This window comes from Lysinibacillus sp. EB106-09-02-XG168 (genome assembly GCF_058791475.1).
This window is the reverse complement of record NZ_JBYTDN010000003.1, coordinates 2,450,197-2,472,491: the sequence shown is the minus strand read 5'-3', so window position 1 is coordinate 2,472,491 and position 22,295 is coordinate 2,450,197. Positions and strand designations below refer to the sequence as shown.

Annotated in this window: 20 protein-coding genes; 12 read left to right on the top strand and 8 right to left on the bottom strand. The window is 34.4% G+C overall.

Features of this window, described 5'->3' with window-relative positions; genetic code table 11:
* From AC3WSO_RS12965 to AC3WSO_RS12955, 3 genes are all read left to right on the top strand, one after another.
* Positions 1–663 (top strand): MBL fold metallo-hydrolase, encoded by a 663-nt coding sequence (locus AC3WSO_RS12965; RefSeq protein ID WP_492531300.1) that lies wholly within the window; start codon positions 1–3, stop codon positions 661–663.
* A gap of 196 nt (positions 664–859) precedes the next feature.
* Positions 860–1,435 carry a TetR/AcrR family transcriptional regulator gene (locus tag AC3WSO_RS12960; protein WP_492531299.1) on the top strand — a complete coding sequence of 192 codons (576 nt, stop codon included), beginning with the start codon at positions 860–862 and terminating at the stop codon, positions 1,433–1,435.
* 13 nt (positions 1,436–1,448) lie between these two features.
* Positions 1,449–1,871, top strand: a complete 423-nt coding sequence (locus tag AC3WSO_RS12955; protein ID WP_492531297.1) for a DUF5360 family protein — start codon at positions 1,449–1,451, stop codon at positions 1,869–1,871.
* Here the strand turns inward: AC3WSO_RS12955 and brfA are convergent.
* The 5 genes from brfA to AC3WSO_RS12930 all read right to left on the bottom strand — a co-directional run bounded on the left by brfA (position 1,868) and on the right by AC3WSO_RS12930 (position 6,419).
* Complete coding sequence (brfA, locus tag AC3WSO_RS12950; RefSeq protein ID WP_492531296.1) at positions 1,868–2,050, bottom strand: ribosome rescue factor BrfA; 183 nt, start codon at positions 2,048–2,050, stop codon at positions 1,868–1,870. The two genes, AC3WSO_RS12955 and brfA, sit on opposite strands and share 4 nt — an antisense overlap.
* A 99-nt stretch (positions 2,051–2,149) precedes the next feature.
* Positions 2,150–3,694, bottom strand: coding sequence for a solute symporter family protein (locus AC3WSO_RS12945; protein WP_349658299.1), 1,545 nt, complete (start codon positions 3,692–3,694; stop codon positions 2,150–2,152).
* A gap of 8 nt (positions 3,695–3,702) precedes the next feature.
* Complete coding sequence (locus AC3WSO_RS12940) at positions 3,703–4,041, bottom strand: DUF485 domain-containing protein (protein WP_197140930.1); 339 nt, start codon at positions 4,039–4,041, stop codon at positions 3,703–3,705.
* A gap of 488 nt (positions 4,042–4,529) precedes the next feature.
* Positions 4,530–6,083 (bottom strand): solute symporter family protein, encoded by a 1,554-nt coding sequence (locus AC3WSO_RS12935; protein WP_492531294.1) that lies wholly within the window; start codon positions 6,081–6,083, stop codon positions 4,530–4,532.
* On the bottom strand, positions 6,084–6,419 hold the full coding sequence (locus tag AC3WSO_RS12930) for a DUF485 domain-containing protein (RefSeq protein WP_492531292.1): 336 nt from the start codon (positions 6,417–6,419) through the stop codon (positions 6,084–6,086).
* A 587-nt stretch (positions 6,420–7,006) separates the two neighbouring features.
* Here AC3WSO_RS12930 and AC3WSO_RS12925 point away from each other — a divergent pair.
* Positions 7,007–7,594, top strand: a complete 588-nt coding sequence (locus tag AC3WSO_RS12925; RefSeq protein WP_492531291.1) for an SCO family protein — start codon at positions 7,007–7,009, stop codon at positions 7,592–7,594.
* A gap of 86 nt (positions 7,595–7,680) precedes the next feature.
* Here the strand turns inward: AC3WSO_RS12925 and AC3WSO_RS12920 are convergent, their stop codons facing one another.
* Together AC3WSO_RS12920 and AC3WSO_RS12915 are read right to left on the bottom strand one after the other, a co-directional pair.
* Positions 7,681–8,307 (bottom strand): MBL fold metallo-hydrolase, encoded by a 627-nt coding sequence (locus AC3WSO_RS12920; protein ID WP_492531290.1) that lies wholly within the window; start codon positions 8,305–8,307, stop codon positions 7,681–7,683.
* Positions 8,308–8,378: 71 nt separating this feature from the next.
* On the bottom strand, positions 8,379–8,528 hold the full coding sequence (locus tag AC3WSO_RS12915; protein ID WP_492531288.1) for a hypothetical protein: 150 nt from the start codon (positions 8,526–8,528) through the stop codon (positions 8,379–8,381).
* Between the two features lie 750 nt (positions 8,529–9,278).
* Here AC3WSO_RS12915 and AC3WSO_RS12910 point away from each other — a divergent pair.
* The 7 genes from AC3WSO_RS12910 to AC3WSO_RS12880 all read left to right on the top strand — a co-directional run bounded on the left by AC3WSO_RS12910 (position 9,279) and on the right by AC3WSO_RS12880 (position 18,362).
* Complete coding sequence (locus AC3WSO_RS12910; RefSeq protein ID WP_492531286.1) at positions 9,279–9,983, top strand: ABC transporter ATP-binding protein; 705 nt, start codon at positions 9,279–9,281, stop codon at positions 9,981–9,983.
* A gap of 2 nt (positions 9,984–9,985) precedes the next feature.
* A complete protein-coding gene (locus AC3WSO_RS12905; protein WP_492531285.1) occupies positions 9,986–12,310 on the top strand; it encodes an ABC transporter permease in 2,325 nt (774 codons plus the stop codon).
* A gap of 465 nt (positions 12,311–12,775) precedes the next feature.
* Positions 12,776–13,324 (top strand): MarR family winged helix-turn-helix transcriptional regulator, encoded by a 549-nt coding sequence (locus tag AC3WSO_RS12900; RefSeq protein ID WP_492531283.1) that lies wholly within the window; start codon positions 12,776–12,778, stop codon positions 13,322–13,324.
* Between the two features lie 92 nt (positions 13,325–13,416).
* On the top strand, positions 13,417–14,613 hold the full coding sequence (locus tag AC3WSO_RS12895) for an MFS transporter (RefSeq protein ID WP_492531282.1): 1,197 nt from the start codon (positions 13,417–13,419) through the stop codon (positions 14,611–14,613).
* A gap of 649 nt (positions 14,614–15,262) precedes the next feature.
* Complete coding sequence (locus AC3WSO_RS12890) at positions 15,263–16,222, top strand: 2-hydroxyacid dehydrogenase (protein WP_492531280.1); 960 nt, start codon at positions 15,263–15,265, stop codon at positions 16,220–16,222.
* Between the two features lie 64 nt (positions 16,223–16,286).
* On the top strand, positions 16,287–16,661 hold the full coding sequence (locus AC3WSO_RS12885; RefSeq protein WP_492531278.1) for a cupin domain-containing protein: 375 nt from the start codon (positions 16,287–16,289) through the stop codon (positions 16,659–16,661).
* Positions 16,662–17,105: 444 nt separating this feature from the next.
* A complete protein-coding gene (locus tag AC3WSO_RS12880; protein ID WP_492531276.1) occupies positions 17,106–18,362 on the top strand; it encodes an MFS transporter in 1,257 nt (418 codons plus the stop codon).
* A gap of 161 nt (positions 18,363–18,523) precedes the next feature.
* Here AC3WSO_RS12880 and AC3WSO_RS12875 read toward each other — a convergent pair whose 3' ends face one another.
* A complete protein-coding gene (locus AC3WSO_RS12875) occupies positions 18,524–20,137 on the bottom strand; it encodes a PucR family transcriptional regulator (RefSeq protein WP_492531275.1) in 1,614 nt (537 codons plus the stop codon).
* Between the two features lie 309 nt (positions 20,138–20,446).
* Between AC3WSO_RS12875 and AC3WSO_RS12870 the strand changes: the two genes are divergently transcribed.
* Entirely contained in the window at positions 20,447–22,069 is a 1,623-nt protein-coding gene (locus AC3WSO_RS12870) for a lactate permease LctP family transporter (RefSeq protein WP_492531273.1), read from the top strand.
* Positions 22,070–22,295: the final 226 nt, after the last annotated feature.

The following is a 22,295-nucleotide window of genomic DNA, read 5'->3' as shown; positions in this document are numbered from 1 at the left end:
ATGGAAATTTCTAAGGGAGTAGAGATGATTCAACTTGAATTTCACGGAAATATTATTTATCCCACTCTATTATGGGATCAAGAAATGGCTGTTTTAATTGACACTGGGTTCCCTGGACAAATTAAAGATTTACGCGTGGCAATGGAAAAGGTAGGCGTGTCGTTCGACAAACTAAAAGTTATCATTTTGACGCATCAGGATATAGATCATATAGGAAGTCTTCCTGAGATATTACAGGAGTGTGGAAGGAATATTAAAGTTTATGCTCACGAACTAGATAAGCCTTATATACAGGGGGATTTACCTCTTCTGAAAGACGGGCACATAGAAAATCCACCGAAGGGGAAAGTAAACGATACCTTGATTGACGGTCAAGAACTGTCGTATTGTGGAGGGATTCGTGTCATTCATACTCCAGGGCATACTCCTGGCCATATCAGTTTATATTTGAATCAGACTAAAACACTGATTGCCGGGGATTCAATGTACAGTGTAGACGGAGAAATCGGGGGAATTCATGTACCAACCGTACTGGATTTAAAAGAGGCTCGACTCTCTTTGAAGAAATACCTAGACCTCGACATTGAATCTGTGGTTTGTTATCACGGCGGATTAACTAAGGTAAATATTAATGAACAGATACAAAAAGTAATTTCACATTAAAATTCCAGAACTAAAACGGGAGCGATTGTTAAATAAAACATTATTTTACCCCCATCCAAAACAGGACGGGGGTATGTACTTTGGGGTTATTTAACTTTAATTGTGTAACATTGACATTATTTTCATTTGGCTCTATCATTAAAAGGAAAACATGGAAAATTAATTTTTTTCTTTGTTTTCCTGAAAGAAGGTGATCATGTTGAAAGATAGAATTTTAAAAGTATCAATAAATGAAGCTGAACGAAAAGGATTCCGATTTACGATGGGGGATTTAGCAAAGCAACTAGGTATGAGTACGAAAACATTGTATAGTTACTATCCCTCGAAGGAAGAATTACTCAATGAAATGATTGATCTTGCAATCCATGAATTGAAGTTGAAAGAAAATGAAATACTGCATGATTCAACGATAAATCTTCTAGAGAAACTACAGAAATGTCTTGTATTAATTCCAGCTGATTTTACATTTGCTCAGCTCCAGTATTTAGAGGAGCTTCAACGCTATTATCCAAAGCAATGGGAAACAGTTGATCAATTTATTCATGAACAATGGACAGGCATTATTTCATTAATTGATGAAGGGATTGTCACAAATCAAATACGTCCCTTTAATAAAGAAATATTTATAGAAGTTTATATTGGTGGGCTTTATCGATTGATGGATCATGCATCCAAAAGCAGAAATATGATTTCACTTCAGGATACTATGCAGGAAATGGTGGACATTCTTATGCTTGGTATTCTTAAAGGTGACGTTCATGAAGAAAATTAAATGGGGGTTGTAAATGAGTAAAACTTTAAGAATACTATTTTTATGTACAGATTTCTTTTTTATACTGTATTGGCTAGTCACTTTTTTTTATTTGATTCCAGAAGAGTATTTATATAAGGATTATCAAAATGAATTATTAGTTATATGGAATTGGTCGTTTTTCCCGCTAGATATTCTAATCTCAGTTACTGGTTTTATTAGTCTCTATTTATTTAAAATAAAAAATGAAAAGTGGAGAGCATTAGCTTTAGTATCTTTAACACTTACAAGTTGTTCTGGATTACAGGCGATTGCTTTTTGGACAATAAAGCTTGATTTTGATCTTATGTGGTGGATACCAAACCTTTTTCTATTACTATATCCGTTGTACTTTATTCCAAAACTTATTTCTTCTAAATATCAAAATGTCCCATTACAAGCAAAACACAACCACTAACAATCCTCAATGTGGTTGTGTTTTTTATGCTTTGTAAAATTTTGTTCAATGCTTTCTTTTTTCGTTTTTGTCACACGCTCATGTGTACTGAAAGAGGAAGTTTGACGATTTTTTTCAACGTCCTTCCCTTTAGTGCGCTTTACATGCATGCGTTTCTTTTTTGCTTTTGAGTTTGTCATGTTTTCTTACCCCCAACTGTTATTTGTGAATATAATACCGAATAAGGAAGAAAAAGTAAAACCTCGTAAGTGTTAACTTACGAGGCAGTTGTCGTATTATTAGTGAGAAACGTCCTGTACAGAAATACCTGTGTTCGCTTTAACATCCACTTCACGATATTTCTTATCATCTGTTTCCTTAGAAAGCATTGTTCCGATGAAGCCTCCTAGGAAGCCTAGTGGAACAGAGATGATTGCTGGGTTCGTTAACATAATTAATGGATCACCAACGAAAATTGCTTTTCCTTCTACTGGATTCCAAATATTTGGTGAAACAGCAACAAGAGCTAAAGCAGAGATTAGACCTGTTAACATTGCCGTTATAGCACCAGCTGTATTAAAGCGTTTCCAGTAGATCGTATAGATGATTACAGGTAAGTTAGCTGAACCTGCAATACAGAATGCTAGTGATACTAAGAATGCTACGTTTAATGTTTGTGCACCAAGTGCTAAAAGGATTGAAATAACAGCGATTGTGATGGAACCGATACGAGCTGCCAGTACTTGCTCTTTTTCTGTAATTTTGCCCTTTTTAATAATTTGACCGTAAATATCATGTGATAGGGCAGATGCGCCAGAAAGTACAAGACCAGCTACTACCGCTAAGATTGTTGCAAATGCTACCGCACATACGAATGAGAATAGAATGTCGCCACCAAGTGCTTCCGCAAGAAGTGGAGCAGCCATGTTTCCAGCAGCGTTTGCAGCAATTATATCTTCTTTACCAACGAATTTAGCTGCACCGAAGCCTAAGAAGATTGTAAGAATGTAGAAGATACCTACAATCCAAGTAGCCCAGATAACTGATGAACGAGCTGTTTTCGCATCTTTTACTGTAAAGAAGCGCATTAGGATATGAGGAAGACCAGCTGTACCTAATACTAAAGCGATTAACATTGAAATAGTATCAATACCATTTGTATATTTAAGACCTGGATTCAAATAAGCTGCACCGCTATCAGTTGCAGTTCCCATTTCTTTGAACATCGTTGCAATGCTAAAGCCGAACTCTTTTAATACTAAAAATGAAATAATAACTGTACCTAACATTAAAAGACAAGCTTTAATAATTTGTACCCAAGATGTTGCAGTCATACCACCGAATAATACGTATGTCGTCATCATAAAACCAACGATTAAAACTGCAATCCAATAATCAATTCCTAAAAGTAATTGAATAAGTGCTCCTGCACCAACTAGTTGTGCAATCATGTAGAATAATACAATTGTAATAGTGCTTAAAGCTGCTGTACCACGAACTTTAGCGCTATCAAAACGCGCTGTAATCATGTCAGCTAATGTGAATTTACCAAGATTACGTAATGGCTCAGCGACGATGTAGAGAACCACTAAGTAAGCTACTAAATAACCGATAGAGAAGAAGAATCCATCAAATCCAAATAATGCAACTGCACCGGCGATTCCTAAGAAAGATGCTGCTGATAAGTAGTCACCTGCGATGGCTAGTCCATTTTGCCAGCCTGTTAACCCTCCGCCTGCAGTGTAGAAATCACTTGCAGATGAAGTTCGTTTTGATGCCCACCATGTAATAACTAATGTTAAACCAACAATGGATACGAAGAAGAATATGGCTGTTAAACTCATCCCGTTATTCATCGGCGGCCACCTCCATTTTCGTATTCAGCAATAATTGCCTTTGCTTCTTTATCAAAGCTATTCGCTTTCGCTACATATAAATGACATAATGCCCAAGTCATGATGAAAAGTCCCGCTGAATATACCCACACCCAAGTGATTTCCCCAAATGCCTTTTGGTGTAGTATTTTCGTGTACGAAGTCAGAATTGGTAGCAACATATATGCTGCTAAGAAGATCGCGGTCATTAACCAAAGAAATGAATTCTTCCTTCGAACAAGCGCTTTAAATGATTCTTGATTTGCAATCGCATCATAGTCAATCACGACACTTTTGCTAGCTTTATTGTTCCCCATTAACATTCCCCATTTTGTGTTTATTTTTACTGCTTAAAGACTTGATTTTGCTAGATTAGTGAATTCACATCTTCATTTTATGAGAGAGTTCACAAAATTGCAATACATTTCAGAAAAATTATGAAAAAATAATTTTCGTAAAAAAAAGTCTTGAAAGAGAATATACGTGACAAAGCTAAGAAATAAAAGGGTTTTAGAAAATTCTGATAAATAAGCAGAGGTAGGTCAATTCTAGATTTTTGAGCGAAGAATATGGAAATAAATTAAAAAAATTAATGGTTTTTTGTAAAAAAATAAACACTGTTTAATTAGTGAAAATCATTTTTTTTCTCATTTTTTTCGAAAGTGAATAGTATTGCTAGATAAGTAAATTGGGAAATATTTTGAAAGAAAAAATAAAAAAACTCGATAAAAAATCGAGTTTTTTTATTAATGTAGATAGGATGATTGATAGATATTTTTTCAATAATTTGGATGTCTGAATTGGATCAATGAGAGATATCAGAAACCGATACACCAGTGTTTGCTTTAACGCGAATTTCTTTGTAAATACGTTCTGCTTCTTCCTGCGGTACTTTACTAGAAGAAAGAACAGAACCTAAATAACCTGCGATAAAGCCAAGTGGAATCGTAATAACCGCTGGGACGGCTAACGGAACGAGAGGATTACCAACAAAAATGGCTGCACCTTCGACAGGACTCCATACATTAGGTCCCATAGCACCTAACACTAAACAAGATACTAAACCAGTTACCATCGCTGATAATGCGCCCGTTGAATTGAATTTTTTCCAGTAAATTGTGTAAAGAATAACTGGTAAGTTTGCTGATGCACCGATACAAAATGCAAAGGATACTAAAAATGATACATTCAAGTTTTGCGCAAATAACGCAAGGATAATAGATACAATGGCAATAGAAATAGAGCCAGTACGAGCTGCTACAACTTGTTGCTTTTCTGTTAATTTACCACCTTTAATGATTTCACCATAAATATCGTGGGAGATGGCAGAAGCTCCTGTTAAAACTAAGCCCGAAACTACCGCTAAAATAGTTGCGAATGCTACTGCACCGATAAATGCCATTAACACATCACCGCCCAAATAATTAGCAAGAAGTGGGGCTGCAGTGTTACCAGCTTTACTTTCAGCAAGAATTTTATCGATCCCTACAAAATTTAATGCACCAAAGCCTAAGAAAATAGTTAGTGAGAAGAAAATAGCTGTAATCCAAGTTGTCCATGAAATAGAAGAACGCGCAGTTTTAGCATCTTTCACTGTAAAGAAGCGCATTAAAATATGTGGTAACCCAGATGTACCTAAAACAAGTGCCATCATCATTGAAACAGAATCGATCGTACTTGTATATTTAATCCCTGGTACAAGGAATTTCTCACCATGATCCGTGGCAATCGTATCAAACATTTTCATTAGAGAGAAGTCGAACTTAATTAATACTAATGTAGCTAATACGCCTGTCCCGAATAAAAGAAGGCTAGCTTTAATAATTTGCACCCAAGAAGTAGCTGTCATTCCACCGAATAAAACATAAGTAGTCATCATGACACCTACGATTAAAACAGCAATCCAGTACTCAATACCAAATAATAGTTTAATAAGAGCACCTGCACCTACTAATTGTGCAATCATATAAAGGATGACGATAATAATTGTTCCTGACGCGGCAACGCCACGAATGCGTTTTTCATTAAAGCGGGCAGTAAGCATATCCGCTAAAGTATATCGACCTAAGTTACGCATAGGTTCTGCAATTACATAAAGAAGAACTAAGTTTGCTACTACATAGCCTACGGAGAAGAAGAAACCATCGAAACCAGTTAATGCAATCGCTCCGGACACCCCTAGAAATGCCGCAGCTGATAAATAGTCACCAGCAATCGCAAAGCCGTTTTGCCAACCTTTAAGACCACCGCCAGCTGTATAGAAATCAGACGCTGAAGACGTCCGCTTCGCTGCGATATATGTTACTACGAGTGTTAAACCAACGATTGCTAAGAAGAAACCAACGGATACTAAGTTCATTTATTTTCCACCTTTCGCCTGATACTCAGCTAGTACTGCTGCGGCAGCTTTATCGAATGCAGCTGCTTTTTTTACATATACTGTACAAAGAACAATTGTCATAATGAATAATCCAGCTGAATAAATCCAAACACCCGTAATATTTCCGATAAATTTTTGTTGTAGTACAGGCTGGAAAGCAAGGATAGGCAATAAAATATAAAGTAATAAAAAAATTGCTGTGATCGAGAAAAGGAAGGTATTCTTCTTTTTTACGAAATTGTTGAACGATTCCATAGCTTCAATTGCATTATAATCAATTGATTCTATATTTTTGTGTTCAGAAAGATTTGCCATTATTATTCCCCCTAAAGTGATATATTTCTGTTTTAGACGACATATTTCTTTTATGTTCGTCGTTATACTCACTTATTTTATGGGGTGGATTCTTATAATGCAATACTAAATTTTGAGTTTTTATAATTTTTAATCATTTCTAAATTACGGAAATAACATAGAAATAATAAGGGTTTAGTAGAAAAAAACCGCATGAAAGAGAATGGTATTGTCGATAAGAATAATATTCCTATAATAGTTTAATAATGATAATTTTGAATGTGGTAGAAAATTTAAGTGTGAAAGAGAATTTTTAAGTGGTTTATTATTCCATCATTAGATATGGAGGAACCTGAAAAGTAATGAAACTTTGTTATATAACAAAGTTTCGATCTCTTGGGAAATAACTGAAATAGTAAAAAACAGCTTTAAAAAAATTTAAAAAAAGTGTGAATTTTCTGGAATATAAAGAAGGTTAATTATACTAAAATTTCACAAAATGCATTGAATGGATATAAAAAGTGAAATGATAAGCTCATATCTTGTATTAAGTAACATTAATTTATACAATAAAAAACGATGGTAAATTGAAGGGAAGTGAGCAAATAATGAAAAAGAAAAGTGTCATACTCGTATTGATACTAACATTAAGTACCATACTTGCTGCTTGTGGAAGCTATAAATTTGAACCAGAAATGAACATAGAAGTACAGGATTTTTCGGTAACAAATCAAAATAATGAAAAGGTAAACCTAAATGACTTAAAAGGTAAGCCATGGTTAGCGATGTTCATCTTTACTAATTGTAATACCATTTGTCCACCAATGACGTATAACATGACAGAGGTGCAAAAGGCGCTTAAAGATAAAGGTCTGGAAGACTATCAAATTGTAGCTTTTAGTGTTGATCCTGAGGTTGATAAGCCAGAAGTTTTAACGAATTATTTGAAAACGTATACAGTGCCTGATGCAAGCAAATGGCAGCTATTAACTGGCTATGATCAAAAGTATATTGAACAGTTTGCAAGGAAATCGTTTAATTCATTAGTAAAGAACGATCCGAATTCTGACCAAGTCGTACATATGTCAAGTTACTACTTAGTGGATGCTGATGGTATAGTTGTGAAGGATTATGACGGTACTACAGATGTACCCGTTGAGACGATAGTGGCAGATATGAAGGCCTTAACTAAATAAAAAAATAACTCAGGAGTTCGGAGGAACTTCTGAGTTATTTTTTAGCCTTGTCATCAATTAAATGAAGTGGCAACTAATTTATAGAATTAATTGGATTGAACTATACGATCATTCACAAACGCTTGTATGAAAAATAATTCATTATCATTAGGGTCCCTATTATTTTCTACCTTAAAGCACTCAGTAGCATTTTCTAGTGGGGTAGATTGTACAGCTCGACTTACGGTTGTTAACTCTTCCCAATAAATATTCATTTCATCAGAATCACAAATCGATTCATGACCAAGTAGGAACATATCAGCATCATATTTTTGAATGTCTTTTATCATAGGCAATAACAATGATTGCTTGAAATGAAAAAGGGAATTTGTAGTTGTACCATATGCGGCATCACCTAAAAAAACAACCTTTTCATCTGGGATATAAACAATGGTGGAGTCGTCTGTATGAGTACTTTTGATTCTTTCAAAGATGCAAACTTTATTACCTAAATCAATGGTTAATGTATTTTCAAAAATTACATTCGGAGAGTTCAATTTAAAACTCTCGCGGTTTGGTATGTCTGCTTGAATAATCTTCATACACATAGTCTTCATCTGATTAGTATTCACATATTCTAGAAGGGAATGATCCTCAAATTTATAAATTTGCCATTCTTTTAATCGTTCGTTTGTTTGACTATTAACGATAACAGTTGCATCAAATTCATTCATACCAAGGATGTGATCCAAATCCGCTGGGGAATGACCAAATATTTGATAGGTGGTACATTTAGTTTTTTGATTTATAGTAAAAAATCTTTAGCATGTTGAGTAGAATTACCAGAATCTATAATTAGACTATACTGCTCACCACATACCAATCCTAAAGTTGGTCGTTCTCTATCAACTTGATGGGATAAATAATAAATAGTATCACTTAATTTATTTAACATGTTATTTCTCCTCTCTTTAGATATTCATTGTGTGAAAGAGAAAATCTACATGTGTATTTTAAAAAATGTAAATAATTTGAGATTTTTTCATTTTTACTTTTTTACCATTGGACCTGTACCTCCTTATTTAATAAGGAAATATACCATATTATTATTTGATTTGACTGTTTTTTTGGAAAAATAAAACAATCTTCTTCGTGTATGATGGCTATACATATCGAAGAAAAGGTAACCGCTTCGTGTGACGTAACTAATCGCAAATGGGGTGGTTTTTTTATGGGCGATTTAAAGAAAGAACACATCTATTTCTATCTATAATTTTATTATGTCAACTAAGTGTTGAAGTTAAATAAAACTTCATTAATAATCAGTGGTTTTTTAAATGTATTTTTTCCAAAACATGTATATATTTAATTCCGCCAGCTTATATATTATTAGAAAGATATACCGTCTGGCAGTCGATTCTAGGTAAAATTTATTCCGAGGTATGACAGCATCACACGCAACGGAAACATCTTGAGGCTGTGAGTAAGGGAGTACCATACTTTTCAATAAGGGTGAAACTGCTACAAAAAACGGTCTTTTGCAATGCTTTTAAATGTCTATTATTTTGCCAGGATCAATGGCTTCTTGATAACGTATATCGACAAAAATGAAGCGAAAAAAATGTAACTCTAAAATATACGACAATCGTTGTTTATTTTAGAGTTACTTGACGTTGACCAAAAATGATTTGAGGGGATGAAATAAATGAAAAAGCTTATCGAATTTTTAAACGTAACGAAAGAATACAAAATAGGAGAAGTCCCAATCAAGGCTCTTGATGGTGTTGATTTTTCTATTTATGAAGGGGAATTTGTCGTTATACTGGGTGCAAGTGGGGCGGGTAAAAGTACGATTTTGAATATTCTTGGTGGTATGGATACGGCTACCTCGGGTCAAGTATTTGTTGGGAATCAAGAAATTACAAGATTGAATGAAAAAAAGTTAACAGAATATCGTGGTGAGAAAATTGGTTTTGTTTTTCAATTCTATAATTTAATTCCGAATTTAAATGCTCTCGAGAATGTTGAATTTGCTACTGAAGTATGTAAACACCCTCTGGATGCAAAGGAGATTTTACATCAAGTCGGATTAGAGAATCGTCTCAAAAATTTCCCTTCACAACTTTCAGGTGGCGAACAGCAAAGAGTGGCTATAGCTAGAGCGGTTGCAAAAAATCCCTTGCTTTTACTTTGTGATGAACCAACCGGTGCTTTGGATTATGTAACTGGTAAGTCCGTATTAAAGACTTTGCAAGATTTAAACAGAGAAACGAAGAAATGCGTTGTTTTGGTCACACATAATTCAGCAATTGCTCCTATGGCAGACAAAATTATTAAAGTTAAAAGCGGATACATTGAAAGCGTCACGATCAATAATGAAAAACAAAGTGTTGAAGGGATTGAGTGGTAAACATGAAATTGTTTTTAAAATTATTGAGGGACATCAAACAATCTATAGGGCAATTTATAGCAATACTGATTATTATCGCAGTTGGTGCTTTTTTCTATGCGGGACTAGTAACGTATAGCACTAATCTAAGTGCTTATACGAAGGATTACTTCCAAAAACATCATTTAAGCGAACTAAATGTGTATTACAGTCACCTTTCTAAAAATGATGTGACGCGTTTGAGTAAAATTGAAGGAATCCATAAAATTGAAGGACGTTATACCTTTGATGGAACGCAAGCCTTTGAAGATTACAAAACTGCATTAAAAATTCATACGATCCCTGAAAACAATGAAATAAATACGCCTACTATTATCGAAGGGAATATCCCATTAAACAAGGGTGAGATTTTATTAGATTCTCACTATGCAAAAGAACATCATTATCGTGTTGGCGATCAATTCACAATCAAGGCGAATGACAGAAATTTTGATTTTACAATTAGTGGTTTGGGTGAGAATGTAGAATATGCAAAAAAGAATGAAATTCAAGACCATAAAACTTATGGGGTAGCTTATATCGCCGAAGAGACATTACCTGAAATCTTAAATGGCTTTTACTATAATGAAATTATCGTAGATGCTAAAGAAGGATATGATATTGAACAATTAGGCAAATCATTCGAGGTACAATCTAAACAGCTTAGTTATTTAGATCAAGTAAACAAGGAACGGACTTTGAATTATTCTAAAATCAATCAAACGATAAATAACAATAACTTAATGAGTAAGGTTATACCATTAGTACTCTTTTTGATTGGAGCGGTAATCCTTTTTCTAGTCATGTCGAGGACAATCGATTCTCAAAGAATTCAAGTTGGTATTATGAAAGCTTTAGGTGTGAAAAATAGCAATATTATGCTTCATTATATGGGATACCCTGTGTTGGCAAGTATACTAGGCTCAATCATTGGCTGTGTTATGGCCGCTTTTGTTTTCATCCCTTTAGTAACGGCATCATGCGCGAGGGCCTACTCTCTACCTGACATTAAATTCTCACTCTCTCTATTTTCAATCATTCCTCCGATTATTTTCTCAAGTGCTTTTGGAGTTCTTGCATGTTACTTAAGCGGTAGAGCTATATTAAAAGAACGTGCAGCACAAGCTATGCGTCCAAAACCGCCAAAGAAGATGAAAAAGCTATTGATAGAAAGAGTTCCAGGTTTCTGGAGTTCTATTTCCTACAGTAATAAACTTATATTAAGAAATATATTTTTAAATAAACAGAAGGCTTTAGCGAGTTCGATTGGTGTTGTTGTTAGCACGGTTTTACTAATCACTGCTTTTGGTACTCAAGCATCCTTGCTAAAAGTAGCAAATCAAATTGAAGATGTTTATAGCTATGATTTAAAAGTAGATTATACGATCGGTACATCTCCTAATATGATAAAACAACCTCCTGGTATGAAAGAAAGTTATTTTTTATCGACTTTTCCTATTGAAATCATCAAAGAGGATGAAAAAGAAAATGCTACTTTAATAGTTACTGAAGAAAGTAACAATCTCATTCATTTCTTTGACGAAAAAGACAATATCATACCTTTCGAAAATAACGGTTTACTTGTACCAAAATCTTACGCGGATAAATACCATATTTCAAAAGGGGATTTTATCAAAATAAAGTTCACAGCACCAGAGCTTAAAAATACTACTGTAGATATGAAAGTTTTAAATATATCCACACAGTATTCGAATCCATCGTTTTACAGTACACCAGAGTACTTAAAGGGCTTTAACATAGACTACAATCCAACCTCGCTTTTAGTTCAAGCAAATAGTGCCGCCGACCTTATGAGTGTTCGTGACTTTTTTGAACAAGATCGTTATGTAGAAACAATTGCAGATAAGAATGATTTGAAAAAATCAGCTCAATACATTGTGAAACAAAACAGTTTTGTTTTTATCATGTTCATCACAAGTGCCATCATACTTTCTTTTGGCGCCATCTATACGATATCGTCCATAAACATCTATGAAAGGAATCGTGAGCTTGCAACGCTTAAGGTACTAGGCTATCAAAAAAATAAAATAAGCAGACTAATATTTTTGGAGAACATTATATTAACTTCATTTGCGGTCATTGTGGCTTTACCGATTAGTGGGTATGTTTATAAAATTATTGTAAAGGCTCTATCAAGTACCCATCAGCAAATCCCTGATAAATTAACTATTTTAATCATTTTTGTTTCTGTATTGCTGGCATTCTTACTGACGATTGTCTCTAATTTGCTTCTTAGAAGAAAAGTTACGAAAATCAATATGATTGAATCGTTAAAAAGTGTGGAATAGGCCTTTTAAAATGAACCTGTTGTTTTTGACAAAAAAGAATAAAGGACAACAATTAATTTGAAAATATTAAAGGTAAGTGAATGTATGTTTTTGTTATAAAATAGTAACTATCTTTAATGGCGCACATTATAGGATAATTAGTACATCACTTATTTATAAGTGGTGTCTTTTTTGTTTTGTAAGTGGGTGTATTCATTCATGTATTAGGTGGGGCTTGTGTCACTGATTATGTTTGTTCAATTAAAATGGAATGTTGGATGCTATGAAAAATTCCTCATTCAGAAAAAATGCAAGAATTACTACAATAAATGAGGTTTATTTGAAAAGTAGGAAAGCACCTTTCTGGATTCATGCAATTTGTGTTGCTTTAGATGAAGAAATTTATGGTAATAATACCCCTTGCATCAATTTAGATTTTTAGTTAGAATGGTATATAGTTAGATAATCTAATTAAAAGGTGATTAAATGACAAAATTTAAAAAAATGTTCACTAATGAAGATGATTTACCAGTATTAGGCCTAGAGCCGTATATTGAGCTGATTCAAACAACTTCTTCGGATAATACGGATCAAGAAGATGCAAAATTAGGATTAATGTTGTTGTGGTTAAGTGACTACGTTTTAGATGTAATGGATATTGAGCTGGCTCCTTTCGGAATTACAGAAAGTAAATTAGACTTACTAATATTACTTACACTACATGGTGAAAGACGAGCGACTCCTTCTGCTATAGCTGAACGATTAGGGATTACGAGAGCATCGGCAACTTCGATGATCGATTGGTTAGAAAAGAGAAATCTTGTCGAACGGAATCATAGTAAAGAAGATCGTAGGAAAATTTACGTGAGTTTAACAGATGAAGGTCGTACTTTTGTTGCTGAGATTTTGCCAACTTATTGGTCGTCTTGTGCTTCTAACATGATTGATTTGGAACCCGATGAACGAAAAGTCTTTGAGAAGCTAGTTAATAAATTATTAAAATCTATACAAAGAAGGCTTGAAGTGGAACGTTAAACTGTAGCTTCGTTGATGCAGTTTAATTTTTTTAATCATTTAATTAGATTGTCTAACTATAAGTTAATCAAATTAAAAGGGTGATTTATTGTATGAACAAAGCAATTACAGGAAACCATGTAAATTATTCTCTGATGACAATTATTTTATCTTGGTCAGGGATGGTAGTTATGTCTAGTTTGTATTTAACAATACCTCTAATTAGTCTTTTCAGTGATTATTATCATATTCCATTGTCCAAAGCAGGCATCACTTCAAGTATTTTTTCACTTGGTTTTGCTGCAGGGTGCTTTTTCTATGGAGCTATATCAGAAAAATACGGACGAAAAAATGTGATTGTTATGGGGCTTTTTTCATTAAGTATTATAACGTTGCTACTAGGAATGGTTACTGATTTTTCTTTAATTCTACTACTAAGAGGGTTACAGGGACTTGCGGCGGCTACATTTTCACCAGTAGCACTTGCATATACTCTTGAGGTATTTCCAAATGATAAAAAAGTAGGAGCAGTTGGTTTTATAAGCACAGGATTTCTTGTAGCTGGAATTGTAGGTCAGGTATTTAGCGGATATGTTAGTGAACATACTCATTGGCATGTAATATTTTATGTTCTTTCTATAGTATATATTTTTACTGCCTTTCTAGTATCGTGGTTTATACCAAAAGGAGTGGCTCATAACCAAACCAAAAATATATGGGAGCCTATGAAAAAGATTGGTATTATTTTTACCAATGGAAATTTAATACTCAGTTATATAATTGCATTCGTTCTATTAATGTCTTTTGTCAGTATGTATATTATTTTGGGTGAGTATCTTACTAGTGCTTCTTTTGGAATGAGTAGTCAGAAGCTAATTTACATTCGATCTTTTGGTATTTTAGGAATGATATTGTCACCTTTTGCAGGAAAATTAGCAAAACGATTCAATGTGTTGTTTGTACTTAAAGTTGCCTTGACTCTTTCGATTATCGCACTAATCATGATGAGCGTTATTTCAAACATAATTGGTTTAACCATCATCAGTATCATATTTGTTAGTGGAATTGCTCTTGCTGTTCCTTCGTTAGTAACACTTGTTAGTCAATTAGGCTGGAAAATGGGTGGCATTGCAGTCTCTATGTATACAGTTATTTTATTTGCTGGAACAAGTGTTGCGCCCATTATATCTGTTTACTTTATGAAAACTGGTAGCTTTACAGTAGCATTCATTCTTCTTGCTACAACACTTAGTATCGGGTTAGTTTCTGGAATGATGATAAAAATGCAAACTAAGAAAATCCTAAATTGATTAATGATGGACTATCAGCATAAAAAAGCTTCTTCACTTTTAATAAAAGAAATCATCGTTGACTTTTCAAATAAGGCAGCTTGTTTTATAAAAAAAGGTTGCTTCCGACTAAACAAACCTCATTTTTATTGTTGTGAAAGAGGGTTTGTCCTATGTATAGCTACCTAATAATTAATAGAGGGATTTGAGATTGGCAATACTAATAAAAATTTTTCAATTAAACTAGCTATAACAGTCCGTTTACCTTAGAGGTAAACGGGCTTTTTATTGTATGTAGATGCAAAAATACCGCGCAGAGAGCGAAAATAGAAAGACTCATTAGATCGATAAAGAATAATTCTCTAGTTATTTTACTTGTTTTCTTTTGTCAAAAACATGTAATGTTGTTTCTATTTTTGTTGATAGTGAACAATGTTATTTAAGTGCTCCTATCCTACAATTTCATTAAGGAATACCATAAGAAAACAGGAGGAAAAAGAAGCGAGAGAAAATGAAAATTCCTTGTTTTTTGTGCAATAGGTACAAAGTGATGACTGATATTTCATTCACCTCTTCCTATGTGATTTTAACGTGAATCTTTCTATTTTTAAACTATGGTACCTAGTTAATCAACAGACGTATTGCAAAATAATAGGAGGGAATTTAAGACATGTTAGTTAAATTATTAGAACCATTAAATGTTTCGGATTCGATCATTGAAAAATTAGCGGAACCAATTAAACAGCGCGGTCATGAATTTGTTTATTACAACGAGAAAACAACGGATTCGGCAGAATTAGCAAGACGTAGTGAAGGTGCAGATGTTATTATGATTGCTAATAATCCTTATCCTACAGAAGTCATTGATCAAAATGACAATGTAAAACTAATCAATGTTGCCTTTACAGGTGTTGATCATGTAGGGATCACTCAAGCTAAAAACCAAGATATTATAATATGTAATGCTGCTGGTTATGCAAATCAAGCAGTTGCGGAAATAACAATTGGTTTAGTATTAGATGTGTATCGACATATTACTCAGGGGGATAAAGAGATTCGTGTCGCTAATTTCCCAGGAGCATTCCAAGGTCGTGAAATTAAAGGGAAAACAGTTGGTTTGATTGGTACAGGTAAAATTGGCATGATGACGGCTCATTTGTTTAAAGCATTTGGCGCAAAAATAGTGGCTGCAGACCGATCCCGAAGAAATCCAGAAGCTGAAGCTTTAGGAATCGAGTATATGGAAATAGATGAGGTATTAAAACAATCTGATATTGTGTCCTTACATATTCCGTTACTACCAAGTACGAAGGGATTAATCTCTAAAGAAAAATTGGAATTAATGAAGGAATCAGCTATTTTAATCAACTGTGCACGAGGTCCGATTGTTGATAATGATGCATTGGCAGATGCATTAAATGAAGGGAGAATTGCTGGAGCTGGTATCGACGTTTTTGATATGGAACCACCTATTCCTGGAGACTATAAACTATTACACGCCCAAAATGTAATTTTAACACCACACGTAGGTTTCCTTACTAATGAAGCGATGGAATTGCGGGCTAAAATTGCATTTAATAACACAATGGCATTCTTAGAGGGGAAACCTCAAAATATTATTCGAAGATAATCGTTATCTGATAAAAGCTAAATAACGTGGGTAAATTTGAAATTCGAAACAAGGAGAAAATACAATGACATTAAAACAATTAGTAAGAGAAGATTTAAAAAATCGTATTTTCCATTGGCCAGATATTCAAGAGTTTAGAGAAGAAGAAGCGACAAAACATATTTTCTATGAAACACCTAATACTGTTGGAGCTGTATGGTGTATGCGTCCAGGGCAAACTTTGCCACTTCACTCACACGAGAAAGCTGATGATATTTGGATTGTTATTGAAGGGACAGCCGATTTTTATCCAGAATGTGGTGAAATGGTGCAAATTAAAGCTGGTGATGTTGTTGTTGCTCGTGCGGGTGAAAAGCATGGTATGACTAATAATTCTGATAAAGATTTTGTTATGTTAGGAATTGCGGGTCCAACACCAATTGGTTTTATTCCGCATTAATAGTATTGAGTTAACTTTCACGTCTGTTGGTTAACTAGTTTTCATTGTAAAAAAAGTGAGGTTAAACTTATTTCACAGGAATAAGTGGATCATAGAACGAGGTTGTCCAAATAGTCAAAATCAAAATCTGACTGTTTTTTGTCAGCCTTTTCATTATATGTCCAATTATAATACCTAGAGAAGCGGTTTGAGGAAATGAAAGATTTTTCTCAATCCGCTTTTTTTTCGCTTTTTAGACAGTTTCTCAAAGATTCAACAGTAACATAAAGCGAGGGTTTATAGGTTTAGACGAAACTTTACTTATTTCAAGAATGTTCTTTTGTCTATAGTGTTTAAAGTTATTTTTATTTTTGTTCAAATTGAACAATGTTATTTACCTAGTCGTAACCTACAATCAAGTTAAGTAATAACAACAGTAAATACAAAAAAATGGGAGTGTCAACCATGGAACAAACAGTTAAACATGACCCGAATTATTACAAAAAAATCATCTTTGCACTATGTTTAGGTTGGGTAGTTATTTGGATTTATCGTACAATACTTACGCCAATATATCCACAAATTCAAGAATCACTTGGGAATATTAGCGATACACAAGTAGGACTTGTTGCTTCTATTTATTTCTTTGCTTATACAGGTATGCAAATTCCATCAGGAATACTCGTTGATAAATTTGGTCAAAAACGAGTATTGATACCTGCGTTTGCTATTTTTGCGCTAGCAGCATTCGTCATTGGGACAAGCTCGACAATCACTCAAGTATATATAGGTGCTTTATTGGCAGGTCTTTCGACTGGTTCATACTATGGGGCAGCATTCTCGTTATCTGCTAAACATATGCCTAAAGATAAGAAAAGCTTTTCAAATGCGATCATCAACAGTGGTGCTGCATTAGGTATGGTCATTGGTCTAGTAGGCTCATCTGTTTTAGTAGGTGGTCTTGAAATCAAATGGAATTACATGCTGTATATTACAGCTGTCTTAATAGTAGCTGTAACATTTGTGTTTATGTTATTTGTTAAACAAGACAAAAAAATAGCTATAAATGAAACGGCTGAAGATAAGAAAACTACAAATGAAGACACAGGATCTCAAGCCATAGATTTATTCTCGCCTAAAAAATTAGTTATTTATTTTGTCTATTTTGCAACATGTTATGGTTATTACATGATTGTGACATGGTTACCATCATTCCTTGTCGCAGAAAAAGGATTCGAACAAGGCTCAGTAGGATATGTTGCTGCTTTAGTTGCAGTAACAGCAGTACCTGGCGCATTGATCTTTTCTAAGTATATTGACAAAAATGCACATATGCGTCTGAAATTAATTTTCCTGTTGTTAATCGGTGCAGCCGTAACTATAAGTTTAACCGTATTTGCACCTAACCCTGCTGTGCTATATGCTGCACTCATCCTTTATGGCTTATTAGGTAAACTTGCTATTGATCCAGTGTTAATCACATATGTAACTGATTCAGTTTCTTCTGATAAAGTTGCTAAAGCACTAGGTTTCTTTAACTTCTTTGGAATGAGTTCATCCGTTGTTGCGCCAACTCTTACAGGTTACATTGGTGATATCACTGGCTCGAAAGTACTAGCATTCTATATTGCAGCAATACTTCTTGCAGTAGCAGCGATTCTATTTTTCTTTGTCGTGATGTTGCGAGAGAATAAAACAACCCCACCCCTAATTAATGAATAAAACAAAGCTACCCATCAATGGAGTGATCTTTATCCCCCGTCGATGGGTAGCTTTGTGATTAAATTTATTATTAAAATGTGGTGGGGAAGTAAGCGTATTCTTTTTCCATTAAATAACCCGCCAAAAAGCATTTACAATAGCTTTTTAGCGGGTTATTTAATTTAAAACGTTATTTTCTCTGATGCAAATAACGCTAATCGTAAATCCAGTGAAATGTCAGGCGATGCGATAGAATGACCTAATATCTCTTCACATTTTTTAATCCGATATTTGACCGTATTCCGATGGATAAATATATCTTCTGAAGTTTTTGTAAGATCACAATGGTTCGCCAAATAAATTTTCAATGTATGTTTTAGCTCTTTTTCCTTCGTCGTCTTCGGATAGGCTAATGAACCTAGCGTATACGTGATAAACGGCTTTAATTTATTGGCTGGAATGAGTTGTAATAATTCTTCTACACTTTTAGATTTATAGAGTTCTATAAATTCTAATTTCCCACTTTCAGACTTATGATCAAAAGCTTCATTCGCTTCGAAATAAGAGAGTGGTAACTGTGAGAATTCGGTGACTTCATTTCCAATACCAAATGAAAGTGTGCTATTAAAAAGTTTTTGATATTCTTTTTGGATATATTTGCAGTAATCTAAATAGTGTTGATGTTTCGTTTGTAATAGTATCGTAAACCGATGATTTCCTGGAGACATATAGACACTGATGGAAGGATCTATGTCCGTCAACTTATGCGTGAGCCATTCATAGGTCATCTGATAGCGTTCATTCAAATAAATATTATTTTCCACATCTCTTTCTTGATCAATTGCACAAACGATCACTTGATAGAAATTAGATGGTTGGATAAGATGCTTTTTTAAAAACTCAGGGTGCTGCTTGACTGAAATGAGATTATCAGGATGTTCAGACATTAACGTTTCGAAAAATCGGTTTACATCTTGTTGTTCCGCTTCTTTGATTTTACTATTTTTATAGATGGCGAGACTGAGTGTATTGACAGCTTGTTCTATGGCAAGCAAACTAAATGGATACGTAAGCGTATTGACATTTGAGACCATCAAATAATATGGAAAATATTTAAATGCTGGAACTTCGAAAATAATATGTTCTTCTTGGAAAGATGCTTTATTACTAGGAGAAATTTGATTGGAATTAACACATCTTTTGAAGTAACTAAGATTTTTTTGAACTTGCTCTGAGTGCTCGTGAAAGTGATGACTCATCGATTTAATTTGATGGAAAGGATTTAAGAGCATCACCGGGACTCTAAGGAGTCTGCTCATACGTTCAATCATCATTTCCAAGCTCAAACCCCTCATAAGCATTGTATTTAATTCTTGTTGGATATCTAATGCAAAATATAACTTTTCAGTTTCTTCATCCAATATATAGGATGATATATGGTGCGTAATGGATCCAAGATTCCAACTATCAGGGATTCTGATAATGGGGAATTTTAACTCATTTGCATATTCTAAAACGTCCTCGTCGATCTTTTCTAAAAAGCGCGATAACTTAACGCCTATGCCGGCAACTTGTATATCATTTAATTCTCGTATGAGATCTATTAATCCGGATTGGTCGTGTTGATAACACATACCCGTAGTGACGATAAATGAGTGTGGTGCTGTGAAATTTTTAATATCAGGCGTTTCTGTAATATCGACCATTTCTACTTCTCTTTCTAAATCGCCCTCATCATTTAACAATATTAAATCAGAAAATTGTTGGACAGACATAATTTCTTTTAATGTTGTCACAAGAATCATCTCCTCTATCTTTGTTAGAAAAAGCCAAAATATTATTTAAATATGTAAGATGCTACAAGGATAAGCTATCACTCTGATTGTATACTATTTTTGAAGGTTATTATACGTATAATCCTTTATTTCGAAATAGTAAAGGAGAATCATATGCTTGAACTAGGTCAAAATATTCTACGTGATGCTTTTGTTTTTGAAAAGTGGGTTACAACAAGGATAGCATGCTAAAGTAGCTCGAACAAAGAAATTTACCTTTACTCAACTAAACCATGTTAGAAATAACTACGTTAGAAAGAAGTGACAACGATGTGGGATCAACAATACAATCCACTTGGAAACGAAATAGCGAGTGGCATCATAGCCTTTTTTCCTATACTCCTATTTCTACTTAGTTTAACAATCTTTAAATTAAAAGGGATTTATGCAGCAGCCTTAACTTTAGGGGTTACTATGATCATTTCAATCGGAATTTTCGATATGCCGATTACTAAAGCTTTCGCGGCCATTCTTCTTGGAACAGGCAAAGCGCTGTGGCCTATCGGTTATATCGTCATTATGGCTGTTTGGTTGTACAAAATTTCTGTGCAAGCCGGAAAATTTGAGATCGTACGTGGTAGTATAGCGAATATTACCGAGGATCAAAGACTTCAATTATTGCTCATTGGTTTCTGTTTTAATGCTTTCTTGGAAGGAGCGGCCGGATTAGGTGTGCCAATTGCTATTTGTGCAGCCTTACTTGTGACGCTTGGTTTTCATCCGATTAAAGCTGCCGGACTTTGTCTAATCGCCAATGCCTCTACGGGTGCATTTGGTACAGTTGGAATTCCAGTCATTACTGGTGCTGAAGTAGGTGGGTTGGAAACATTAGAACTGTCAAGAATGACAGCCTATCTATTACCTTTAATTTCATTTGTAGTACCTTTTCTCCTCATCTTTATTTTAGATGGTATCAAAGGAATAAAAGAAATATTCCCAGCTATTTTAGTCGTTAGTAGTGTCTATTCAGTGCTTCATTTACTGACAATTACTATGATCGGTCCGGAGCTTGCGAATATTATTCCTTCTTTAGTTAGTATGGTTGCTTTAGCATTATTCTTAAGGAAATGGCAACCGAAAACGATTTACCATGAACCGGGAGTAGAACTAATAGGGAAATTAAAAAACTATACGATGAAAGAGATTTTGGTAGCGTGGTCACCATTTTATATACTCACAGGTGTTATAGCCGTTTGGAGCTTGCCTGCATTTAAACAATTATTTGTAGATGGTGGTGCACTTGATTTTACGACTGTCGCTTTGAAAATTCCAGGATTACATGATCAAATCATGCGTACACCACCGATCGTAACAGAAGCAAACTCTATACCAGCTATTTTAAATATTAACTTTGTTTCGGCTACGGGAACGGCGATTTTATTGGCCATCATTTTAACAAGTGTCCTGTTTCCTGCGTTAAACATCAAACAATCCGTTCATTTGTTAGGTAACACTATTAAAGAACTATCGTTACCAATTTTTACGATTGTACTTGTAATGGCTTTTGCAAATCTTTCGGACTTTTCTGGGCTTAGCACTTCACTAGGACTGGCGCTTGCCAAAACGGGTGAATTTTTCCCATTTGTTAGTCCAGTATTAGGATGGATCGGTGTCTTTCTCACGGGATCTGTTGTGAATAATAACGCATTATTTGGCAGCTTGCAGGTAGTTACCGGAACGCAGATCAGCATCTCACCATCATTGCTAATGGCAGCTAATACGGCTGGAGGAAGCGTAGCGAAATTGATTTCACCACAATCCATCGCGATTGCTACGGCAGCTGTTAATCAAACTGGGAATGAGTCAAAAATCTTTCAATATACAATACGATACAGTTTAGGCTTGCTCCTTCTCGTATGTATCATGACACTAGGGTTATCGTTTATCCTCTAATGACGTAAATAATATACCACATAGTAAATCTAAGTTATAACATAGATTTACTATGTGGTTTTTGTTTTTTTCGTAAAGATAAACTCAATTATTTGCTCCACTCAAACGCTTTTTTAGTTCCTTTACATAATCGATAGCGAACAGCATTCTTTTTACCTCACGGCTACTTGCTCCTTACCAATTTTTTTGTCTAAAGTGCATAAAATGACCCTCCATTATTGTTCGT

Bases quoted from the DNA above. Each gene is read 5' to 3' on its own strand.
- AC3WSO_RS12955 (WP_492531297.1), top strand. From the start codon at position 1,449: ATGAGTAAAACTTTAAGAATACTATTTTTATGTACAGATTTCTTTTTT.
- AC3WSO_RS12935 (WP_492531294.1), bottom strand. From the start codon at position 6,083: ATGAACTTAGTATCCGTTGGTTTCTTCTTAGCAATCGTTGGTTTAACA.
- AC3WSO_RS12880 (WP_492531276.1), top strand. From the start codon at position 17,106: ATGGAACAAACAGTTAAACATGACCCGAATTATTACAAAAAAATCATC.
- AC3WSO_RS12915 (WP_492531288.1), bottom strand. From the start codon at position 8,528: ATGTTAAATAAATTAAGTGATACTATTTATTATTTATCCCATCAAGTT.
- AC3WSO_RS12920 (WP_492531290.1), bottom strand. From the start codon at position 8,307: ATGAATGAATTTGATGCAACTGTTATCGTTAATAGTCAAACAAACGAA.
- AC3WSO_RS12905 (WP_492531285.1), top strand. From the start codon at position 9,986: ATGAAATTGTTTTTAAAATTATTGAGGGACATCAAACAATCTATAGGG.
- AC3WSO_RS12925 (WP_492531291.1), top strand. From the start codon at position 7,007: ATGAAAAAGAAAAGTGTCATACTCGTATTGATACTAACATTAAGTACC.
- AC3WSO_RS12900 (WP_492531283.1), top strand. From the start codon at position 12,776: ATGACAAAATTTAAAAAAATGTTCACTAATGAAGATGATTTACCAGTA.
- brfA (WP_492531296.1), bottom strand. From the start codon at position 2,050: ATGACAAACTCAAAAGCAAAAAAGAAACGCATGCATGTAAAGCGCACT.
- AC3WSO_RS12965 (WP_492531300.1), top strand. From the start codon at position 1: ATGGAAATTTCTAAGGGAGTAGAGATGATTCAACTTGAATTTCACGGA.
- AC3WSO_RS12870 (WP_492531273.1), top strand. From the start codon at position 20,447: ATGTGGGATCAACAATACAATCCACTTGGAAACGAAATAGCGAGTGGC.
- AC3WSO_RS12890 (WP_492531280.1), top strand. From the start codon at position 15,263: ATGTTAGTTAAATTATTAGAACCATTAAATGTTTCGGATTCGATCATT.
- AC3WSO_RS12910 (WP_492531286.1), top strand. From the start codon at position 9,279: ATGAAAAAGCTTATCGAATTTTTAAACGTAACGAAAGAATACAAAATA.
- AC3WSO_RS12960 (WP_492531299.1), top strand. From the start codon at position 860: ATGTTGAAAGATAGAATTTTAAAAGTATCAATAAATGAAGCTGAACGA.
- AC3WSO_RS12895 (WP_492531282.1), top strand. From the start codon at position 13,417: ATGAACAAAGCAATTACAGGAAACCATGTAAATTATTCTCTGATGACA.
- AC3WSO_RS12945 (WP_349658299.1), bottom strand. From the start codon at position 3,694: ATGAGTTTAACAGCCATATTCTTCTTCGTATCCATTGTTGGTTTAACA.
- AC3WSO_RS12930 (WP_492531292.1), bottom strand. From the start codon at position 6,419: ATGGCAAATCTTTCTGAACACAAAAATATAGAATCAATTGATTATAAT.
- AC3WSO_RS12885 (WP_492531278.1), top strand. From the start codon at position 16,287: ATGACATTAAAACAATTAGTAAGAGAAGATTTAAAAAATCGTATTTTC.
- AC3WSO_RS12940 (WP_197140930.1), bottom strand. From the start codon at position 4,041: ATGGGGAACAATAAAGCTAGCAAAAGTGTCGTGATTGACTATGATGCG.